Origin of the sequence: Pseudogemmatithrix spongiicola (assembly GCF_030623445.1) — a bacterium.
Classification (GTDB): domain Bacteria; phylum Gemmatimonadota; class Gemmatimonadetes; order Gemmatimonadales; family Gemmatimonadaceae; genus Pseudogemmatithrix; species Pseudogemmatithrix spongiicola.
Genome location: NZ_CP130613.1, coordinates 1,232,021 through 1,247,448, shown reverse-complemented (window position 1 = coordinate 1,247,448; position 15,428 = coordinate 1,232,021). Strand labels below are relative to the sequence as shown.

At 69.9% G+C, this 15,428-nt stretch carries 17 protein-coding genes; 4 read left to right on the top strand and 13 right to left on the bottom strand.

What is annotated here, in order from left to right; translation table 11 throughout:
* Positions 1-20 precede the first annotated feature (20 nt).
* Positions 21-509: a DUF3332 family protein gene (locus tag Strain318_RS05635; RefSeq protein WP_367887540.1), complete on the top strand. Its 489-nt coding sequence runs from the start codon at positions 21-23 to the stop codon at positions 507-509.
* On the opposite strand, the gene Strain318_RS05630 is transcribed toward Strain318_RS05635, so the two are convergent.
* On the bottom strand, positions 493-1,443 hold the full coding sequence (locus Strain318_RS05630) for a metal-dependent hydrolase (RefSeq protein ID WP_367887539.1): 951 nt from the start codon (positions 1,441-1,443) through the stop codon (positions 493-495). The genes Strain318_RS05635 and Strain318_RS05630 overlap by 17 nt on opposite strands.
* 57 nt (positions 1,444-1,500) lie before the next feature.
* Here Strain318_RS05630 and Strain318_RS05625 point away from each other — a divergent pair, with 57 nt between their 5' ends.
* Positions 1,501-2,070: a hypothetical protein gene (locus Strain318_RS05625; protein WP_367887538.1), complete on the top strand. Its 570-nt coding sequence runs from the start codon at positions 1,501-1,503 to the stop codon at positions 2,068-2,070.
* Between the two features lie 12 nt (positions 2,071-2,082).
* Here the strand turns inward: Strain318_RS05625 and Strain318_RS05620 are convergent, their stop codons facing one another.
* The 6 genes from Strain318_RS05620 to Strain318_RS05595 are packed head-to-tail and all read right to left on the bottom strand — an operon-like array spanning position 2,083 to position 6,399.
* Positions 2,083-2,439 carry an ArsR/SmtB family transcription factor gene (locus Strain318_RS05620; protein ID WP_367887537.1) on the bottom strand — a complete coding sequence of 119 codons (357 nt, stop codon included), beginning with the start codon at positions 2,437-2,439 and terminating at the stop codon, positions 2,083-2,085.
* Positions 2,436-2,972, bottom strand: a complete 537-nt coding sequence (locus tag Strain318_RS05615) for a YeeE/YedE thiosulfate transporter family protein (protein ID WP_367887536.1) — start codon at positions 2,970-2,972, stop codon at positions 2,436-2,438. Before Strain318_RS05615 ends, Strain318_RS05620 begins: the two co-directional genes overlap by 4 nt.
* Positions 2,973-2,974: 2 nt before the next feature.
* On the bottom strand, positions 2,975-3,502 hold the full coding sequence (locus Strain318_RS05610) for a YeeE/YedE thiosulfate transporter family protein (RefSeq protein ID WP_367887535.1): 528 nt from the start codon (positions 3,500-3,502) through the stop codon (positions 2,975-2,977).
* A 1-nt stretch (position 3,503) separates the two neighbouring features.
* Positions 3,504-4,106 (bottom strand): c-type cytochrome, encoded by a 603-nt coding sequence (locus tag Strain318_RS05605; RefSeq protein WP_367887534.1) that lies wholly within the window; start codon positions 4,104-4,106, stop codon positions 3,504-3,506.
* On the bottom strand, positions 4,103-5,368 hold the full coding sequence (soxC, locus tag Strain318_RS05600; protein ID WP_367887533.1) for a sulfite dehydrogenase: 1,266 nt from the start codon (positions 5,366-5,368) through the stop codon (positions 4,103-4,105). Before soxC ends, Strain318_RS05605 begins: the two co-directional genes overlap by 4 nt.
* Positions 5,369-5,409: 41 nt before the next feature.
* Complete coding sequence (locus tag Strain318_RS05595) at positions 5,410-6,399, bottom strand: c-type cytochrome (RefSeq protein ID WP_367887532.1); 990 nt, start codon at positions 6,397-6,399, stop codon at positions 5,410-5,412.
* A gap of 178 nt (positions 6,400-6,577) precedes the next feature.
* On the opposite strand from Strain318_RS05595, the gene Strain318_RS05590 reads away from it, so the two are divergent.
* The gene (locus Strain318_RS05590) at positions 6,578-7,024 is read left to right on the top strand and encodes a CBS domain-containing protein (protein ID WP_367887531.1); all 447 of its coding nucleotides are present in this window, start codon (positions 6,578-6,580) and stop codon (positions 7,022-7,024) included.
* Positions 7,025-7,039: 15 nt separating this feature from the next.
* Here the strand turns inward: Strain318_RS05590 and Strain318_RS05585 are convergent, their stop codons facing one another.
* The 4 genes from Strain318_RS05585 to Strain318_RS05570 are packed head-to-tail and all read right to left on the bottom strand — an operon-like array spanning position 7,040 to position 11,258.
* The gene (locus tag Strain318_RS05585; RefSeq protein ID WP_367887530.1) at positions 7,040-7,948 is read right to left on the bottom strand and encodes a proline dehydrogenase family protein; all 909 of its coding nucleotides are present in this window, start codon (positions 7,946-7,948) and stop codon (positions 7,040-7,042) included.
* Positions 7,949-7,981: 33 nt separating this feature from the next.
* Entirely contained in the window at positions 7,982-8,878 is an 897-nt protein-coding gene (locus tag Strain318_RS05580) for a hypothetical protein (protein ID WP_367887529.1), read from the bottom strand.
* A gap of 38 nt (positions 8,879-8,916) precedes the next feature.
* Positions 8,917-10,743: a TIGR03545 family protein gene (locus tag Strain318_RS05575; protein ID WP_367887528.1), complete on the bottom strand. Its 1,827-nt coding sequence runs from the start codon at positions 10,741-10,743 to the stop codon at positions 8,917-8,919.
* Positions 10,740-11,258 (bottom strand): TIGR03546 family protein, encoded by a 519-nt coding sequence (locus Strain318_RS05570; protein WP_367887527.1) that lies wholly within the window; start codon positions 11,256-11,258, stop codon positions 10,740-10,742. Before Strain318_RS05570 ends, Strain318_RS05575 begins: the two co-directional genes overlap by 4 nt.
* Before the next feature lie 60 nt (positions 11,259-11,318).
* Here Strain318_RS05570 and Strain318_RS05565 point away from each other — a divergent pair, with 60 nt between their 5' ends.
* A complete protein-coding gene (locus Strain318_RS05565) occupies positions 11,319-12,809 on the top strand; it encodes a peptidylprolyl isomerase (protein WP_367887526.1) in 1,491 nt (496 codons plus the stop codon).
* Here the strand turns inward: Strain318_RS05565 and Strain318_RS05560 are convergent.
* Together Strain318_RS05560 and Strain318_RS05555 are read right to left on the bottom strand one after the other, a co-directional pair.
* Positions 12,781-13,266: a MarR family winged helix-turn-helix transcriptional regulator gene (locus Strain318_RS05560; RefSeq protein WP_367887525.1), complete on the bottom strand. Its 486-nt coding sequence runs from the start codon at positions 13,264-13,266 to the stop codon at positions 12,781-12,783. The genes Strain318_RS05565 and Strain318_RS05560 overlap by 29 nt on opposite strands.
* Positions 13,267-13,275: 9 nt before the next feature.
* Positions 13,276-15,330, bottom strand: a complete 2,055-nt coding sequence (locus tag Strain318_RS05555; protein ID WP_367887524.1) for a TonB-dependent receptor — start codon at positions 15,328-15,330, stop codon at positions 13,276-13,278.
* Positions 15,331-15,428: the final 98 nt, after the last annotated feature.

Here is a 15,428-nt window from a genome sequence, read left to right as displayed (position 1 = left end):
CCCTTCAACAGGAGCTCGTCATGCGTCTCGCCATGTTGCGCCGCCGTGTTGTGCTCGCCACCGTTGCCGCCGGGCTCGTTGCGTCGACGGGGTGCTTCGGCCCCTTCCGGCTCACGCAGAAGCTGTACACCGTGAATAAAGGGGTGTCGAGTCAGCGATTCGTACCAGAGATCATCTTCTATCTCCTGATACCTGTCTACGGAGGTGCGTTGGTCGTCGACGGGATTTTCGCGAACACCATCGAGTTCTGGACGGGATCGAACCCGTTCTCGAGCTCGCGCGTCGTGCGCGCTGACGGAACGACGCTCATCCAGCGCGGCGTCACGACGTCCGATGGCAAGACGCTGACGATCGATGAAGTGAAGGGCGGCGAGACGGTGGCAACGACCACGATTCACGTCCCGCACGACTGGAACACCGCGCGGCTCGCGACGCGCTACAAGGACGGGCGCGTCGTGACGAAGACCTACGTGCTCGGCGCCGACGGGAACATCACCCTCCAGGAATAGGCACGCGCAACCCGCCGAGCCCCCCGGCGAGCCCACCCTCCGGGAACCGGGCATCGCCGAACACGACCGCCGCGGGCACGCCCGCGGCGGTCGTGTCGATTCGGACCCACGCGTACCGCGCCCACACGAGGTAGTCGCGCACGTCGGGGTCCTGCATGGCGCCGCGCACCCGCGGATCGTCCCACGGCCCGCGCGCGATGGCGGTGTCGCCGAAGACTGCGCGCAACGGGCCGGTCCACGTGAAGTGCCCGACGTGATACGCCTCCGGAGTGACCGCAATCAGCTCCGCGGCCAGCGGACGCGCGGGCTGCGGTTGGTAGACGATGTCCGTCACATCGGTGATGCCCTGCACCACCGCCTCGGCCCGTGCGATGCGGTGCCCGGCGGCGCTCAGCGCCACGAGCAGCGCGGGATACGCGAACGCGACCGCGGCGGCAAACCGCACCGTCGGCAGCGGCCGGCCGCGCTTGGCCAACCATAGCGTCGTCCCCAGCAACGCCCACCAGTACGGATCGATGATGAACACCGAGTCGCCCGCGAACCACGTGCCGCTGAATGGCATCAGGAAGCGGATGCCATAGGTGTTGAGCCAGTCGAGCAGCGGGTGGGACAGCGTCCCAAGCAGCGCCAGTGCGAAGAGCCATCCTGGGCGTACCGGTGCGAGCGACGGGTCGCGACGGCGGCGCACCGCGCGATCCCAGAACAGGAGCAGCCCCGTGATGACCACCGGCAGCAGCGCGAGGAAGATCGGGCCGTGGGTCCATCCGCGGCGGAACGCGATGCTCCCGAAACTGGACTCTGTCCAGACCGTGTAGATGTCGATATCCGGCGCGTTGGCGCCGAGGATGAGTGCGGCCGTCGCCAGCGGCGTGTAGCGATCGCCCCCGGCGCGGGCGAGCACCGCGCCGGTCATCGTGTGCGTGATGGGATCCATGGCCGGAAGCTCGCGGCTGGCGCGGCGCGAGGCAATCCAGCGGGGTAGTATCTAGGCATGCGTGCCCGCCTGTCCGCGCCCTGCGTGCTCCTCGCGCTCTTGCTCACGTCGCCCGAGGCGCGAGCCCAGAGCGGGGCGCGCGCCATCGTCCCTGTCGCGCCCATCCTGTTCGAGCCTGCGGAGGGCGAGCGCCTCGACTGCCGGCGTCAGCGGGCGGACGAGCAGCGCGACGTGAGTTATCCGGGGCGCGAACTGTTTCCGTTCGCGCGCGAGGGCAGCCTGCGCATTCGCTGGCGCGTCGTGCTGATCGAATCGCAGCGCACCATCACGATCGCCCTGGAGCGCAACTACGTGCCGCGGGATGTCGTGGTGGACGCCGGGCGCGGCGCGGGCACGACCGGCGCCCACGAAAGCGTGCGCGTCCGCTTCCTGCCCGGCGGTGAGGCTCAGGACGGATTTCGCGCGGTCACGGCCGACCGTCGCACACCGCCGGTCACGTCCCCGTTGGACAGCGCGGACGCCGGCCGCATCTACGCACTTGCCCGCGAGATCGCCTTCCGCTGCGACCGCGGGCTCTGGGACGCGATGCCAATCGGCAGCGTCCAGGGACAGATTCCGCCGGGCTGAACGACGGCGCGCCTAGCGCCGCTTGGCCCCCGCTAGCACCGCGCGCGCCGCTTCCACGTCCTCGTCCAGCCGGTCGCACATCAGCGCGCAGAGTTGCAGCACGCCATCGTCGGCAAGCGCGTACTGGACGAACAACCCATCGCGTCGCCGCGTCACGAAGCCTGCGGCGTACAGTTGCTGCAGGTGCTTGCTCAGGTTGCCCTGCGCCAACCCCGTGAGCTCCACGAGTTCGCTCACCGTGCGCTCGCCGTCCTCCAGGGCGTGGAGGACGGCGAGCCGCGCCGGCTCTGCGAGGGCGCGGAAGCGACCGGCCACGCGCTCGAGCAGTTCAGGCGTGGCCTGCCGCACCGCGGCGCGCTTTGCGGTCACGCGCGCTTGACCTGCGTCGGCAGCAGCTTCACGACGACGAGGAAGATCGTCCCGATCACCAGCGCCGCGGCGATCGCCGGCACGTGCAGCACGTCCTGCACGGTGATCTTGCCGAAGTCCATCAGCGCGACGAGCGGCGCGATCAGCGATTCGTAGACCAGCGTGAACACCAGCGCGCCGACGATACCGCCGGCGAGCGCGAACCAGGCGTCGCGGCGGCCTTCGCCAATGCCCACCACGCAGGTACCGGGGCAATAGCCGCCGAGCCCGAAGCCGACGCCGAAGATCAGGCCACCGACGAGCACGCCGACGAGGTATGTCGGCTTGATGTCGAAGTGCAGCAGGTCCGGGATGAACAGGTTGAGCGTGTACACCGTGATCATGCCCACGGCGATGGTCGTCGCCATGAACTTGATGATGCCGAGGTTCTCCAGGCGCAGGTTCTGCAGGATGACGACCGGGCTGGAGGCGCGGACGCGCTGGATCAGGAAGCCCATCGCGATGCCGACGAGGAGGCCGAAGAGGTTCTCCATGGTCAGTTCCCTCCCATGCGGATGGCCTGCATGAACTTCGCCGTGCCGATGCCGGTCGCGAACACGCCGGCCGCGAAGACGAAGCCGGCGATGCTCAACTGCGTCATGCCGGAGATGATCAGCCCGCTGGTGCAGCCGCCGGCCAAGCGCGCGCCGAAGAGAATCAGGAAGCCCGCAAGGAAGGCCTCCGTGTAGCGCTTCGCGTTGGTCTCATGCCCCGGATGCGGCAACTCGACCTTCGGCGCCGGCACGCGGTCACGCCGCGCGCCGAGGAAGCCGCCGATGACGAGCCCGAGCACCAGGAACGTCTCAGCGCGGAACAGCGACCCCATCTTCACGAGATAGGGATTCGACGCGGCGTACGCGGGATCCACGGCGCGCGCCGCTTCGCCGATCAGGCGCGGATACGTGCCCGAGACACCGATCGGGCCGAAGAGCAGGATGCTCGCGGCGCCGACCAGACCGAAGATGATGCCCAGCGATGCCCACGCGGGCATGCCGCTGCGCGTGGCGGGAACGGGAGATGTCATGTCAGGGCCTCGAAGGAGAACGGTCATCGGGAACGAACTTGTCGCGCGCCGGCATCTGCACCGCGCGCAGCGCCGCGGCGTCGAGCGTCGCGGTATCGGGAATCACGCGGTTGGCAGCGAGCAGGTACGCCACCACCGCATAGGTCTCGTCGGAGCTCAAGGATCCCGGCGTGTACAGCGGCATCGCGCGCCGGATGTAGTCGTAGAGCGTGGTCGCATGCGCCCAGTAGTTGCCGATGCTGCGCGGGATCTTGGGGTCGGAGGCGAAGTCGAACCCCTCACCGCGCGGGTCGCGGCTGATGAGCAACGGGTACAGCGGCTCCAGCCCCTGCCCTTCCGCGCCGTGACAGGCCGCGCACTGCTGCGCGTAGATGCGCGCCCCGTCGCGGGCGTTGCCGCGACCGTCGGGCAGTTCGGCGCCCTCGGGACCGATGTCGGTATTCCACGCCGCGAGCTGCGCGGTCGTCGCGGCGCTGCCGACCCCGAACTGCCCGGCACGATACTCACGCACGGGGGGAGACGACTCCGCCGACGGCGCAGCCGCCGGCACAGCGGACTCGCCGCCGCACGCGGCCAGCGCGATGACCCACACGAGACGCTTCATGTGAGTCCATGGAAGGTCACCGCGCCATCGCGCGCGACCTTCCACCCCACGATCTGGTTGAAGTGGTAGTCCGTCCCCAGCCCGCGCGCCTCCAGCAGCGCCGCGCGCGTCGGCTGCACGTAACCCGCCTCGTCCGTGGCGCGCGAAAGGAGCACGTGCTCCCCGCCTTTCCACTCGAACATCCACTGGAAGCGCACGGCCGCCTTCGGCAGCGAGAGTCCCATGAGCTCAGCATCCTGCCAGCTGCGCCCGCCGTCCGCACTCACCTCGACGCGTGTCACGCGGCCGCGGCCGCTCCACGCCAGGCCCTGCACTGAGTGCCACCCGCGCGCCGCGATCCGCGCCGGATGAGACGGCGTCGTGATGATCGACTTCACATCGTTCTCGAACGTGAACTCGCGTGCCTTGCCGCCGGGCATCGGATCCGTGTACTTGGCCGTTTCCCAGCGCGTGCGCCACGGGCGCGTGCCGAGCTCGAGGCGGCGCAGCCACTTCACGTTGATGTTGCCTTCCCAGCCGGGCAGCACCAGGCGCAGCGGATAGCCCTGCGCCGGCCGCAGCGGCTCGCCGTTCTGCGCCCACACGACGAGCGCGTCGTCCCAGGCCTTCGCCATCGGCACCGAGCGCGTCATCAGGCAGGCGTCGCCGCCTTCGGCGAGGAACCATGTCGCCTCGGGCTTCGCCCCCACCTCGCGGAACAACGTGGACAGCGGGACGCCGGTCCATTCCGAGGTCGAGATCATCCCGGCGACCTTTTGCGCCGTCATGTCCGGCTTCGGATCGCGGAAGGCGTTCCGGCCATTCCCCGAGCACTCGATGAAATACGTGCGCGTGACCTGCGGCAGGCGCTTGAACTCGTCCAATGTGAGGACGACCTCGCGCTCGACGAGGCCGTGGATCATCAAGCGATGCTTGGCCGGGTCGATCACCGGGATGCCCGCGTGATGACGCTCGAAGTGCAGGTCGGCCGGGGTGATCGGGCCGGTGAGGTCCTGCAGCGGCGTGAGCGAGCTTCCGACGGTCATGCCCGTCTGCGGCCCGCGCACCGGCTTCACGAACGGCGAGCGCGCGCCGAGTGGCGAGGTCGGCAAGCCCTGCAACTTGGTGGGATCCGCCGGCACGGTGACGGCGGCGTCCTGTGCGGCGGCCGTCGACGCGGCGTCGGCTCCGGCGGCACCAAGCGCCGTCGCCCCGAGCGCCGAGGCCCCGAGCGCGGTCGCCGTGCCGGCCAGCATCTCGCGACGGCTGAGTTTCCGTGTCATGCGTGGCACCTGGTGATGGGGGTGTGCGACGAATGCACGGCTCAGCGCGTGCCGCGGATGCTGGCCGCACGCGGCGGCACGGGGACGACGGCACGTTCCGGCGTGGCGCGCGGAAGCAGCGGCGGCGGACGATACGCCTTGTGCCCCGAGCGCGTGTCGTAGGGCACATCCGCCGGCACACCGCCCAAGGGCCAGTCGAGCTCCTTCGAGGGCGAGTCCGGACGCGGCTTGCTGTTGATGAAGGCCGCGAGATCGAAGGCCTCCTGGTGCGTCAGCGATCCGGGCGCCGTCTGCGGCATGTTGTGGTAGATGAAGCTCGCCGCGCGCTCGATGCGCGACATCGACGCGCCGATCGAATACGACCTCGCCCCCCAGAGCGGCGGCAGCACGCCCATCCCCGCCCCGTCCGCACCGTGGCAGGCCACGCAGGTCTTCTCGGTGTAGAGCGCCTGGCCGCGCGCCACGTCGCCCTCCAGCGTATCGGGCATCGAGATCAGGCCGTCATGGCCGGCAAGCTTGTACCCAGTGGGCACGTCCTGCGAGATGAACTGCATGTACGCGAGCAGGTCCGTCATCTCGCGGCTGTCCACCGGCAACACGTTGCCAGCCAGCGAGCGCGTGAAGCAGTAGTTGACGCGATCGGCCAGCGTGATCGTCGTCCCCGTGCGCGGCATGTACTTGGGGAAGCGCGCATGCGAGCCGGTCAGCGGCGCGGCCTCGAGCTTCAAGCCGTCGTTCTGGTGGCAGGAGGTGCAACGCAGCCCCGAGGTGGCGTACTGGGGCAGCGACTCCGGCGTGAAGCGCAGCAGGTAGAGCCCGCGGCGAACGGACGCGCCCATCGAGTCGTTGGGGATATCGGCTTCCGTCTTCGGCTTCCAGTTGGCTTCCGTGAACTGGACCGCGGATCCGCCGGCGGCGGTCGCAGCGGGAGCCGGCGCCTCACCGCCGCAGGCGGCGAGGGACGCAACGAGCGTGACGGCGGCAAGCGCGCGCCCACGCGGTGAACGGACGGCGGGGAGGGACCGCGACATTCCGAATCCTCGGGCTGGGGGATGGACGCCTCAAGAGCGTACTCCGATACGGTAATATCCTCCAACCTCGCCGCGCAAGCACCACGGCGGAGAATCCCCTACAGCACGTCCTGCCCCTGCCCGATGTCCGCGCGGCGGTCCCCGCCGCACCTTGAGACACAGGCCCTCAGGAGGAACGATGCTCAAGGTCAAGGATCTCATGACGCGCGAGCTGCTCACGCTCGCGCCCAACACCAGCATCCGCGAGGCGGCGGAAATCCTCGCCACCGAACACGTGAGCGGCGCGCCGGTCGTCCATGCCGGGAAGCCCCTGGGCATGGTCAGTGCGCGTGACCTGCTCGAGTTCATCGCGGCGCTCCCCGCCGACCCAGAGGCCGTGAGTGGGGGGATGGAGCACGGGATCCTCGATGATCACACCGTCGAGGAAGCGATGACGCGCGGTCCGCTGACGACCGTGTCGCCGGAGACGCCAGCCAGCCGTGCGGCGGAGCTGATGCAGGCGGAGCGCATCCACCGCCTGCCGGTCGTCGAGGATGGCCGACTCGTCGGCATCATCACGACGACGGACATCGTGAAGGCCGTCGCCGACCGCAAGCTCAGCTATCGCACCTTCGTGTTTCCGTAGCGGCGCGCGCGGCCGTCAGCCGAACATCGAGCGCACGACGAAGCCCACGTTCGCCGGCCGCTCCGCGAGCCGGCGCATGTACCAGCGGTACCAGGCCTCGCCGTAGGAGATGAGCGTCGCGATCGTCTCGCCTTCGGCGCGGAGCCGCTGCTGTTCGCCGTCGCGGATGCCGTAGAGCATGTGGATCTCGTACTGCCTCGGCTGCACGCCGAGCGCGCGGGCTTTCGCGATGATGCGGCGCAGCAACGGGACATCGTGCGTGCCGAAGATCGGCAGGCAGGCACCGCGCGCGGCGGCCTCGAGCATCTGCCCGGCGATCGCCTCGTAGGCGCGGTCGGTGTCGGCCTTCTTCGGGAAGGCGACACTGGCCGGCTCTGCGTACGCGCCCTTCACCAACCGGAGCGTCGGCGTCACGGCGATCAGCGCCTCGACGTCCTTCGGCGTGCGGTAGAGATACGCCTGCACGGCGAGGCCCGCGCGCCGATGCACGCTGCGGATCGCCCGATACAGCTCGATCGTGCGGTCCACCGTCGTCGAGTCTTCCATATCCAGCCACAGCGCCGAGCCGGTCTCCTCCGCCTTTCGGGCGAGCACGAGGCAGTGCTCGCGGCACTTCTCCAACGACTGGTCGAAGCCCAGCTGCGTGGGCTTCACGCTGACCTCGGCATCGAGCCCGCGCGCCTTGATGGCGTCGAACAAGCCGAGGTAGTGATCGCGCACCGCATCCGCCTCGCGGATGTCCGTGAGCGCCTCGCCGAGGCGCGTATAGAGCAACCGGCGGCCAGTCGCCGCAATGCGCGCGCCCGCCGCGAGGCCGTCGTCCATCGACTCCCCCGGCATGAAGGCGCGCGTCGCACGGCGCACGGCGGCGCTGCGCGTGGCAAAGCGGTTCAGCGCATCGCTCCGCGCCGCGGCGAGGAGCATGGAACGTCCGAGACCCATCCTAGCGAAGCCCTCTCAATTGCACTGGTTGTATTCGCGGCCGTTGGCCGTGATGATCGGATAGCCGTTGCTGTTGCGCGTGATCTGCAGCGGCGTGCCGCCGTACTGCCGACCGTCCTCGGACAGCATCAGGTTGCCGTTCTCGACGCGCCAGTATCCCTGTTGGCCGCCGGAGCTGCGACCGTAGTACGAGCCGTACTGGTTGTTCGACGCCGCCTCGCGGCCGGTTCCCTGCGAGACGCGGCCGTCGCGCCCGAAGACGACGCGCTCGGTCGTCGTGGCGCCCGAGATCTGCGAGTATTGCATCCAGCACCACGGGCTCGACACGAGCAGCTGCGCGATCTGCTGGTCCTGCGGCGTCGCGGCGAGCGAGGTGGACCCGCCAACCGCACCCGCGTTGCCGCCACCTGCGTTGCCTGACCCTGCGGCGCCAGCACCCGCTGACGGCGCGGCCGCTGCCGCCCCCGCCGCTCCCGCGGCCCCCGCGGCCCCCGCGGCCCCCGCGGCCCCCGCGCGCGACATACGCAGCTCCTGCGCCGTCCGCATGTCCGGCACCCCCGCCGCCGTCATCTCGGCTAGCGCGAGTCCGAGCTGCGCCCCGTCCACTTCTCCGCCGATGAACAGCGTTCCGTCGCGGCCGCGCGCCGTTCCATAGAACCCGCCGTCGTCGCCGAGCTGCGCCTCGACTTCGAACTGCAGGCCGTTGCCGCTCAAGGTGCCCGTCACGCGCTGCCCCTGCTGCGTCAGCACGAGGGTGACCGTCCCGCCAGCCGGCGTCGCCATCTCCCACGTGCCGCTGACGCCCGATGCCGCCGCGGCTGCCGGGGGCTGTCGTCGCGCCTGGGCGTCCAGCGCCGGCGCCGCCATCGCGCCCATCACACCCGCCACCAGTATCGCTCGCGCCCACAGCATGACGACCTCCCCGTTGGAGACGACGGACTGCGCTCTAACTAGCCGATGCCGGGAATCCGCGTCAACTCGCGCAGCCGGGCCTCGAGCGCCGCCTTCTGCGCCTCCAGCCGCGCCCGCTCTGCGTCGAGCCGCGCCATCACCTGAGCACGCGCCTCGTCGGCTTTCGCACGCGCCTCGGCCACCTGACGGTCCACCAGCTCGTCCACGCGTGCCCGCACCTGCTGCTCGGCGCGCCGGACTTCTTCATTCAGCTGGGCCTTGAGGGCGTTCGACACCGCTTCGGCGATGTTGGTGCGCACCGCGAGGGTCGGGGCACGTAGCGTGCCGCGAATCTGTGCATCGATTTCCACGGAGTCGATGCGCGCGAGCGCACGCCACAACGCATCCTCGACCATCGCGGCGCGCGCGTCGGTCGGCCGCGCCCGGGTCGAGTCGCGCTGCCAAGTAACCTTCGGCGCACGCCACAGCCAGCGGCCGCGCAGCTCCTCGCCGTTGCGTTCGAGGGCCAGCTGCGAGATACCCGTGCCCAAGATCACCTGACCGCCGAGCCCGCCCAACGGGAAATCCGGCAACGTGATGCCGGCGAAGCGCGCGGCCAGCGTGTCGCGCACGGGCGCACGGCGATGATCGAAGAACCCGTCGATGCGGATATCCGACGGCCCCCGCTGCCCCTCCGTCCGCGACACGGCGAAGGTCGTGGGTGCGCCATACACCGCCGGCTGCGAGGTGAGCCCGACGATCTTCGCGGCGTAGTTGCCCGCACTCGCGCCCTCGCCGCCCAGCGTGAGCGAGAGCTGCGCGAGCCGCATCAGGAACTGCGGATACACATTCTCCTTGGGGAACAACACGTCCGTGCCAGACGCGCGCACGCGCGGTGGCCCCGGTTGCGTGCGCCGCTGCAGGCCTGGCGGGATGTACGCCTCGGCGCGGTCCACCCAGTACAGCACGCCGCCCATCTGCTCGGCGATGAGATCGCTGAACAACTGTGGCCCGATGCTCGGCACCTCGAAGCTCGGCAGCTTGAGCAACGAGCGGGCGTAGGCGTAGTCGGCCGTCTTCGCCGCGGGAATCGCCGCGAGCTTGTCCTGCAGGCCGGCGGCGTTGCCGCGCGTCTCGGCTTCGAAGGCCTTCAGGCGATCGTCGATCTGCCCGAGTTCGCGCAGCGTGCGCCGCACGTCGGTGACGGCCTGCCGCGCGCCGGCGAGCCCCAGCGTCCGCAGGTTCGCGGACTGCAGGCGCCGCGCGAGCGCCTCGGCGGAGTCGAGCGTCGGCCTCGGATCCGCCGCCTGAAGGTCGGCGAGCAGCTTGTCGCGCGCCGTGTCTGCATAGGCCACGACGTAGCGTGCCGCGCGCAATGTGGCCAGGGAGTCGGCACTGATCGCGCCGACATCCACCGACTTGGTGAGCGTCGAGAGCTCTAGCGGCGGCACCTTGATCTGGCTCTTGAAGCGCTCGATCACCTGCGACGACGACTCCGGCTCATCCTCGCCCGCAGCCTTCGGCGGCAGGGCGCCCGACACCTGCCGCGGCGTGTTGAAGCGGATGCCGCGCGCCGCCACGGTGTCGACCACTACCTTCTTTTCCAACGCCGGCAGGATGCCGACGTCGAAGACCAAGCCCTCGACCTCGACCAAGTTGGTCATCGGCGCGTTGGGGTTCGTGACCTGCAGGCCTTCGAGCGTGACGTGGCCGTCGAGAATGCCGAGCTTGGCATCGGCGAGTTCCACCTTGGCCCCGACGGCCGCCGTGCCGCCCGCCTCGACGAGCTTCTTCAACGTCCAATCGGCGAAGAACACACCCCAGACGACGATCAGCCCGAGCAGCACGCTCAAGGGCAGCAGGGCCTTCCAGCGAATGTACCTCATGCGGACGGCCACAGCGTGCGGTACAGGTCCCAGAGCTTCGAGCCCTGGATTGCCTGCACGATCTTGAACTTCTGCACGTAGGCCAGCACGTGCGCGCGATAGCGATCCACCAACACGCGGAACAGGAAGAAGCTCGGCAGCAACACCACCATCCAGCTGACGAGGCTGCCGAGGACGATGGTGTTGTTGAGACGCGACAGCGCGACGACCGGCGTGTTCACCACCCAGGTGAAGAACGGCGCGAGACTCTCCTGCGAGAGCAGCGCCATGCCGATGCGGTCGAAGAGCGGATCGAGCGCGAATCCCAGCGGCGTCGCGAGCGCCCACCCGAGGAACACGCCGGGAAAGGACACGGTCGTGAGCATCGCCACGGCGAGCACGAGCAGGTTGTGCAGGGAGACCAGCGGCGTGAGCCCGAAGCAGAGCCCGATCGCCATGCCCATGCCGACCTGGCCGGGCGTGCCGTCCGAGTTCAGCGCCTTGAACATGGTTTGGAGAAACTTGAGCAGCAGCATAGGAAGGAATTCTACCGACCGGGGGTTTCCGCGGCCACGCGGGAGGCGTAGCATCAGCGCATGCGACTCCCGCCGCTCGCGACCGCGCTCGTTCCCGCCCTGGCCCTGCTCACGGCTCCGGCCCTCCTCGACGCCCAGGCACCGACGCCGGCACTGAGTCGGGCGGACTCCTTGCTGCTCTACGAAATACTCAGCGCGGAAGACCGCCGCGATTCGACGGCCATCGCGCTCTCCCGCGGAGAAGCGCACCCGGACGCCCGCATCGCCCACATCGCCCGTCGCGCCCGCGCCCGCCTTCGGGACTCGACCTTCGCCGCTCGGAGCACGCTCGGGCAGCCGGATGCCGCGCGTCCCTTCCCGACCTGGGCGGAACCGGAGTGGGCCGGCCGCTATCGCGCCCTCGGCGGTCGCGACGGCGCCTGCGATCCGCTACTGGCCGCGCTCGCGGACTCCGCCGCGCAGGTGCGCCAGCGGGCCATCGTGCTCGGCGGCATGCGCGCAAGCTGTGTCGGACACGACGCGCTCCGGACGCGACTCGTCGCCATCGCGCGTGAGGGCTCGACGAATGTGGCCAACCGCCGTCCGCCGGCGCCGTCGTGGCAGCTCGCCGCGGATGCGGTCGTGACGTTGTCGCGCGTCGCCCCGGAGGAGGCGCGGCCGATCGCGGAGAGATTCTCCCGGCACGCACAGCCAGGACTCCGGCGTGCCGCCGCGCGAGCGGCGACGGTGTTGCGCGACTCGAGCCTCCTGACCTCGCTCGCCGGCGACCGCGACGGCAACGTGAGGGAGGCGGCCATCCGCGGCCTCTCGTCCGTCGTCGGGCATGCGGCCGATCAGCGCTACCTGCGGTTCCTCGGCTTCAGCACCCCGCAGGTCGCACTCGCCGCCGCGGAAGCACTGAAGGGCACCACGGACACGGCGGCCACGCACGCGGCGTCCGTCGAGCTCGCGCGCCGCGTGGAGCGGAACTGGGCCTCCGAGCGCGACATCCGCAACGCGCTGCGTGCCGTCCTCGGGCAGCCCCCACGCGAAGCCTGGCAACCCGGTCGGCCCGACTCCCTACCCTGGGATGTCGTTGCACTCGCGCTCGGCGACCGTCGACTGGTCGAAGTGACGATGTCGCGGTTGCATGGGGGCAACGGCTTCACCGTCGAGCTGCGCGGCGACCTCGCGCCGATTCAGGCGGCCCGCGTGCTCGCCCACGTGCGCGCCGGCCGCTACAACGGCACGGCCTGGCATCGCGTGGAGCCCAACTTCGTCATCCAGGGCGGTAGCCCGCACGACAACGAGTACTCCGGCAGCGGCCGCTTCATCGTCGACGAACTCGGCACCGTGGCACATCCGCGTGGCACGGTGGGCATGAGCACCCGCGGCCACTCCACCGGCGACCTGCAGTGGTTCGTCAACCTGCGCGACAATGCGCGCCTGGTCGGTGCCTACACGGTGTTCGGCGTGGTCGTCGAGGGTATGGATGCCGTCGACGCCGTGATGGAAGGCGACGAGATCTACGTAATGCGCGAGGTCAGCGCGTCTCGTCCAGCCCGGCCCTGACGTCCGACAGCAGCGCGATCAGCGCCTGCTGATCGCGTTCCGCGGGAAGACCGGCGCTGATCAACCGCGCCGTCTCCTTCACGAGCGTGTCCATCGCCGTGAGCAGGCGCAGGCCCTGCTCCGTGATGACGCAATGCACGACGCGCCGATCGCCTGGGGCGCGACGCCGCGCGACGTGTCCTGCTTCTTCGAGTTTGTCCATCACGCGGGTGATGCCCGGCGCTTCCTCGATGAGACGGTCGCGCACCGCCAGCGTCGGCAAGCCCGTGTCCCCCGCCCCGCGCAGGATGCGCAGCACGTTGTACTGCGCGAGCGAGATCCCATAGGGTTCGACGCGCCGCGCGATGGCCCGGCGGACGAGGGCCGCGGTGCGCATGAGCGCCACCACGGCCTCGTCCGCAGGCGTATCAAAGGGCTTGGACTGCTTGAGTTCCTGTTGCAGGCTGCGTCGCGTCATGCTGCAAACCTAGAAGCGCAGGGACACCGTCGCCATCACCGTCCGCGCCGCGACCGGGAAGAAGTAGCGGACGCTGCCGTCCGTGTAACCAGCGGCGTACGCGGTGGCATCGAACAGGTTCTGCACCTGCAGGCGCAGCGTGGTGCCGCGCAGCGTATATGCGGCGCCGAGGTCGGCGAGCGTGAACGCCGGGGTCACGAGCGCCGCGTTGCCGTCGTTGGCAAGCTGCGATTCCGCCACGTGCCTGGCACTGAGCGAGAGCTCTAGGTCGCGGCGCGGCGTCCACGCGGCCTGCGCGTTGGCGATCAGCGCCGGCGTGAGCACCGGCGGCACGTCACGGAACGTCGTACCCGAGGCCTCGTCCGTATACTCGGCGATGCGCGCCCGCATCCACGTCGCGTTGCCCGTGAGCAACAGGGTTTCGTGCGCCTGCCAGCCCAGTTCCGCCTCGACGCCGACGCGTGAGGAGCGCGGCACGTTCTTCCGGATCTGGCTGCCTGTCACGGCGACCTGGCCGATGGCGGCGATCTCGTTGCGGAACTGCATCGCGAAGGCGTTGACGCTGGCCTGGAGGCGCCCGCGGCGCGCCCGGGCACCGAGCTCGAGATCGGTGAGGCGTTCCGGCTTCACGCGCGTTAGCGGCAGGAGTTCGGCGGCCGCGGCATCGTCGAGGTCGTCCGCACCGGCGAACATGTCGCTGCGCGTCGGCTCGCGGCTCGCCTGCCCCAGCGAGGCGAAGAGTTCAACCGACGGCTGCAGCCGCCACGTGACGCCGATCTTGGGATTCACGAACAGCCAGTCCACACTGGGCTCGCCGAACGTTGTGCCGGCGCTGGCGGCATAGCGGAAGGCTGCGCGACGCAGCTGCAGGTCGGCATGCCAATCCACGCGCCCGCGCGTGATGCTGCCCTTCACGAACGCGCTCTGCTCCTGCTTGTGGCCCGTGTTGTCGTAGACCCTGCTGCGGTAGTCGGGCGTCACGTTGAGGAAGTGATCGCGCGCGTAGTCGCTGACGTGCGCGCCCGCCGTGAGCGTGCTGCGTTCGCCCGCCCACTGCAGCGTGGACAGCGCACCGTACCACACGTGATCGAGATTGAAGCGCCAGAGCGTCGGATCGCCGACATTCACGTCGTACCAGCCGCCGGCGCTGTTGCGGTAGCCCGTGGTGGTGAGCGTGAGCCCCGGACGCAGCACCCGCGTGTACTGCAGGCTCAGCATCTCCTGACGGAAGTTGTCGCGTTCGTCCTCGCCCATCGGGTTCGCGCGCGGATTCACCGCCAGCTCGGCTTCGCTGGGCGCGTAGTACGCGAGCTGCATGCGCGAGCGGCCGGCGAAGCCCGTGAACTTGAGCGCATCGCGATCGCCGAACCAGCCGAGCGAGACGAAGCCCGACGCGGCGCGGTTGCCGGAGTGCTCGCGGAATCCGTCGGTCTCCTGCGCGGAGAGCCGCGCGTACGCCGCCAGGCGCCCTGCCGCACCGACCGGCCCCGACGCGGCCTCGAGGCTCGTGCGACGCGTCCCCCACGAACCGCCGGTCACCTGCAGCTCCCGGAACTTCGGCGTGGCCAGCAGCGGCAGCGACTCGAAATCCAGCGAGCCGGCGAAGGCCGCGGTGCCGAACGCACTCGACCCCACGCCGCGCTGCACGCGCACCGAGTGCATCGAGTTCATGAAGTCCGGCACGTTCGAGAAGTAGAGGACCTGGTCCTCCGGATCGTTCAGCGGCACGCCGTCGACCGAGATGCTGAGCCGCGTCTGGTCCACGCCGCGCAGGCGGATCGAGCTGTAGCCGGAGAAGGTGCCCGCGTCCGACGCCGCGGTGATGCCGGTGGCGCCAAGCAACGCGAGCGGCGCGTCCTGACCCACGTAACTGCGTTCGATGGTCTTGCGGTCGAGCAGCGTTTGCGAAGTCGCCGCGGCACCGCCGGCGCGGACGGCGCGGACGACGAAAGTCTCGAGCGTATCGCGTGCCGCGCTGCTATCGCGGCCTGGCGTCTGCTGCGCGCCGAGCGGCAGCGCGGCGAGCAGGAAGGTGACAGCGGGAACAACGGCGGAACGGAACATCAGCGGAGTCCTCGGAGTGAAAAAGAGAACGCCGAAGTGCTGGGCCTCACCGGGGCATGGGGCGTCGCGGAAACACGACGGCCACGCCACCGATGAGC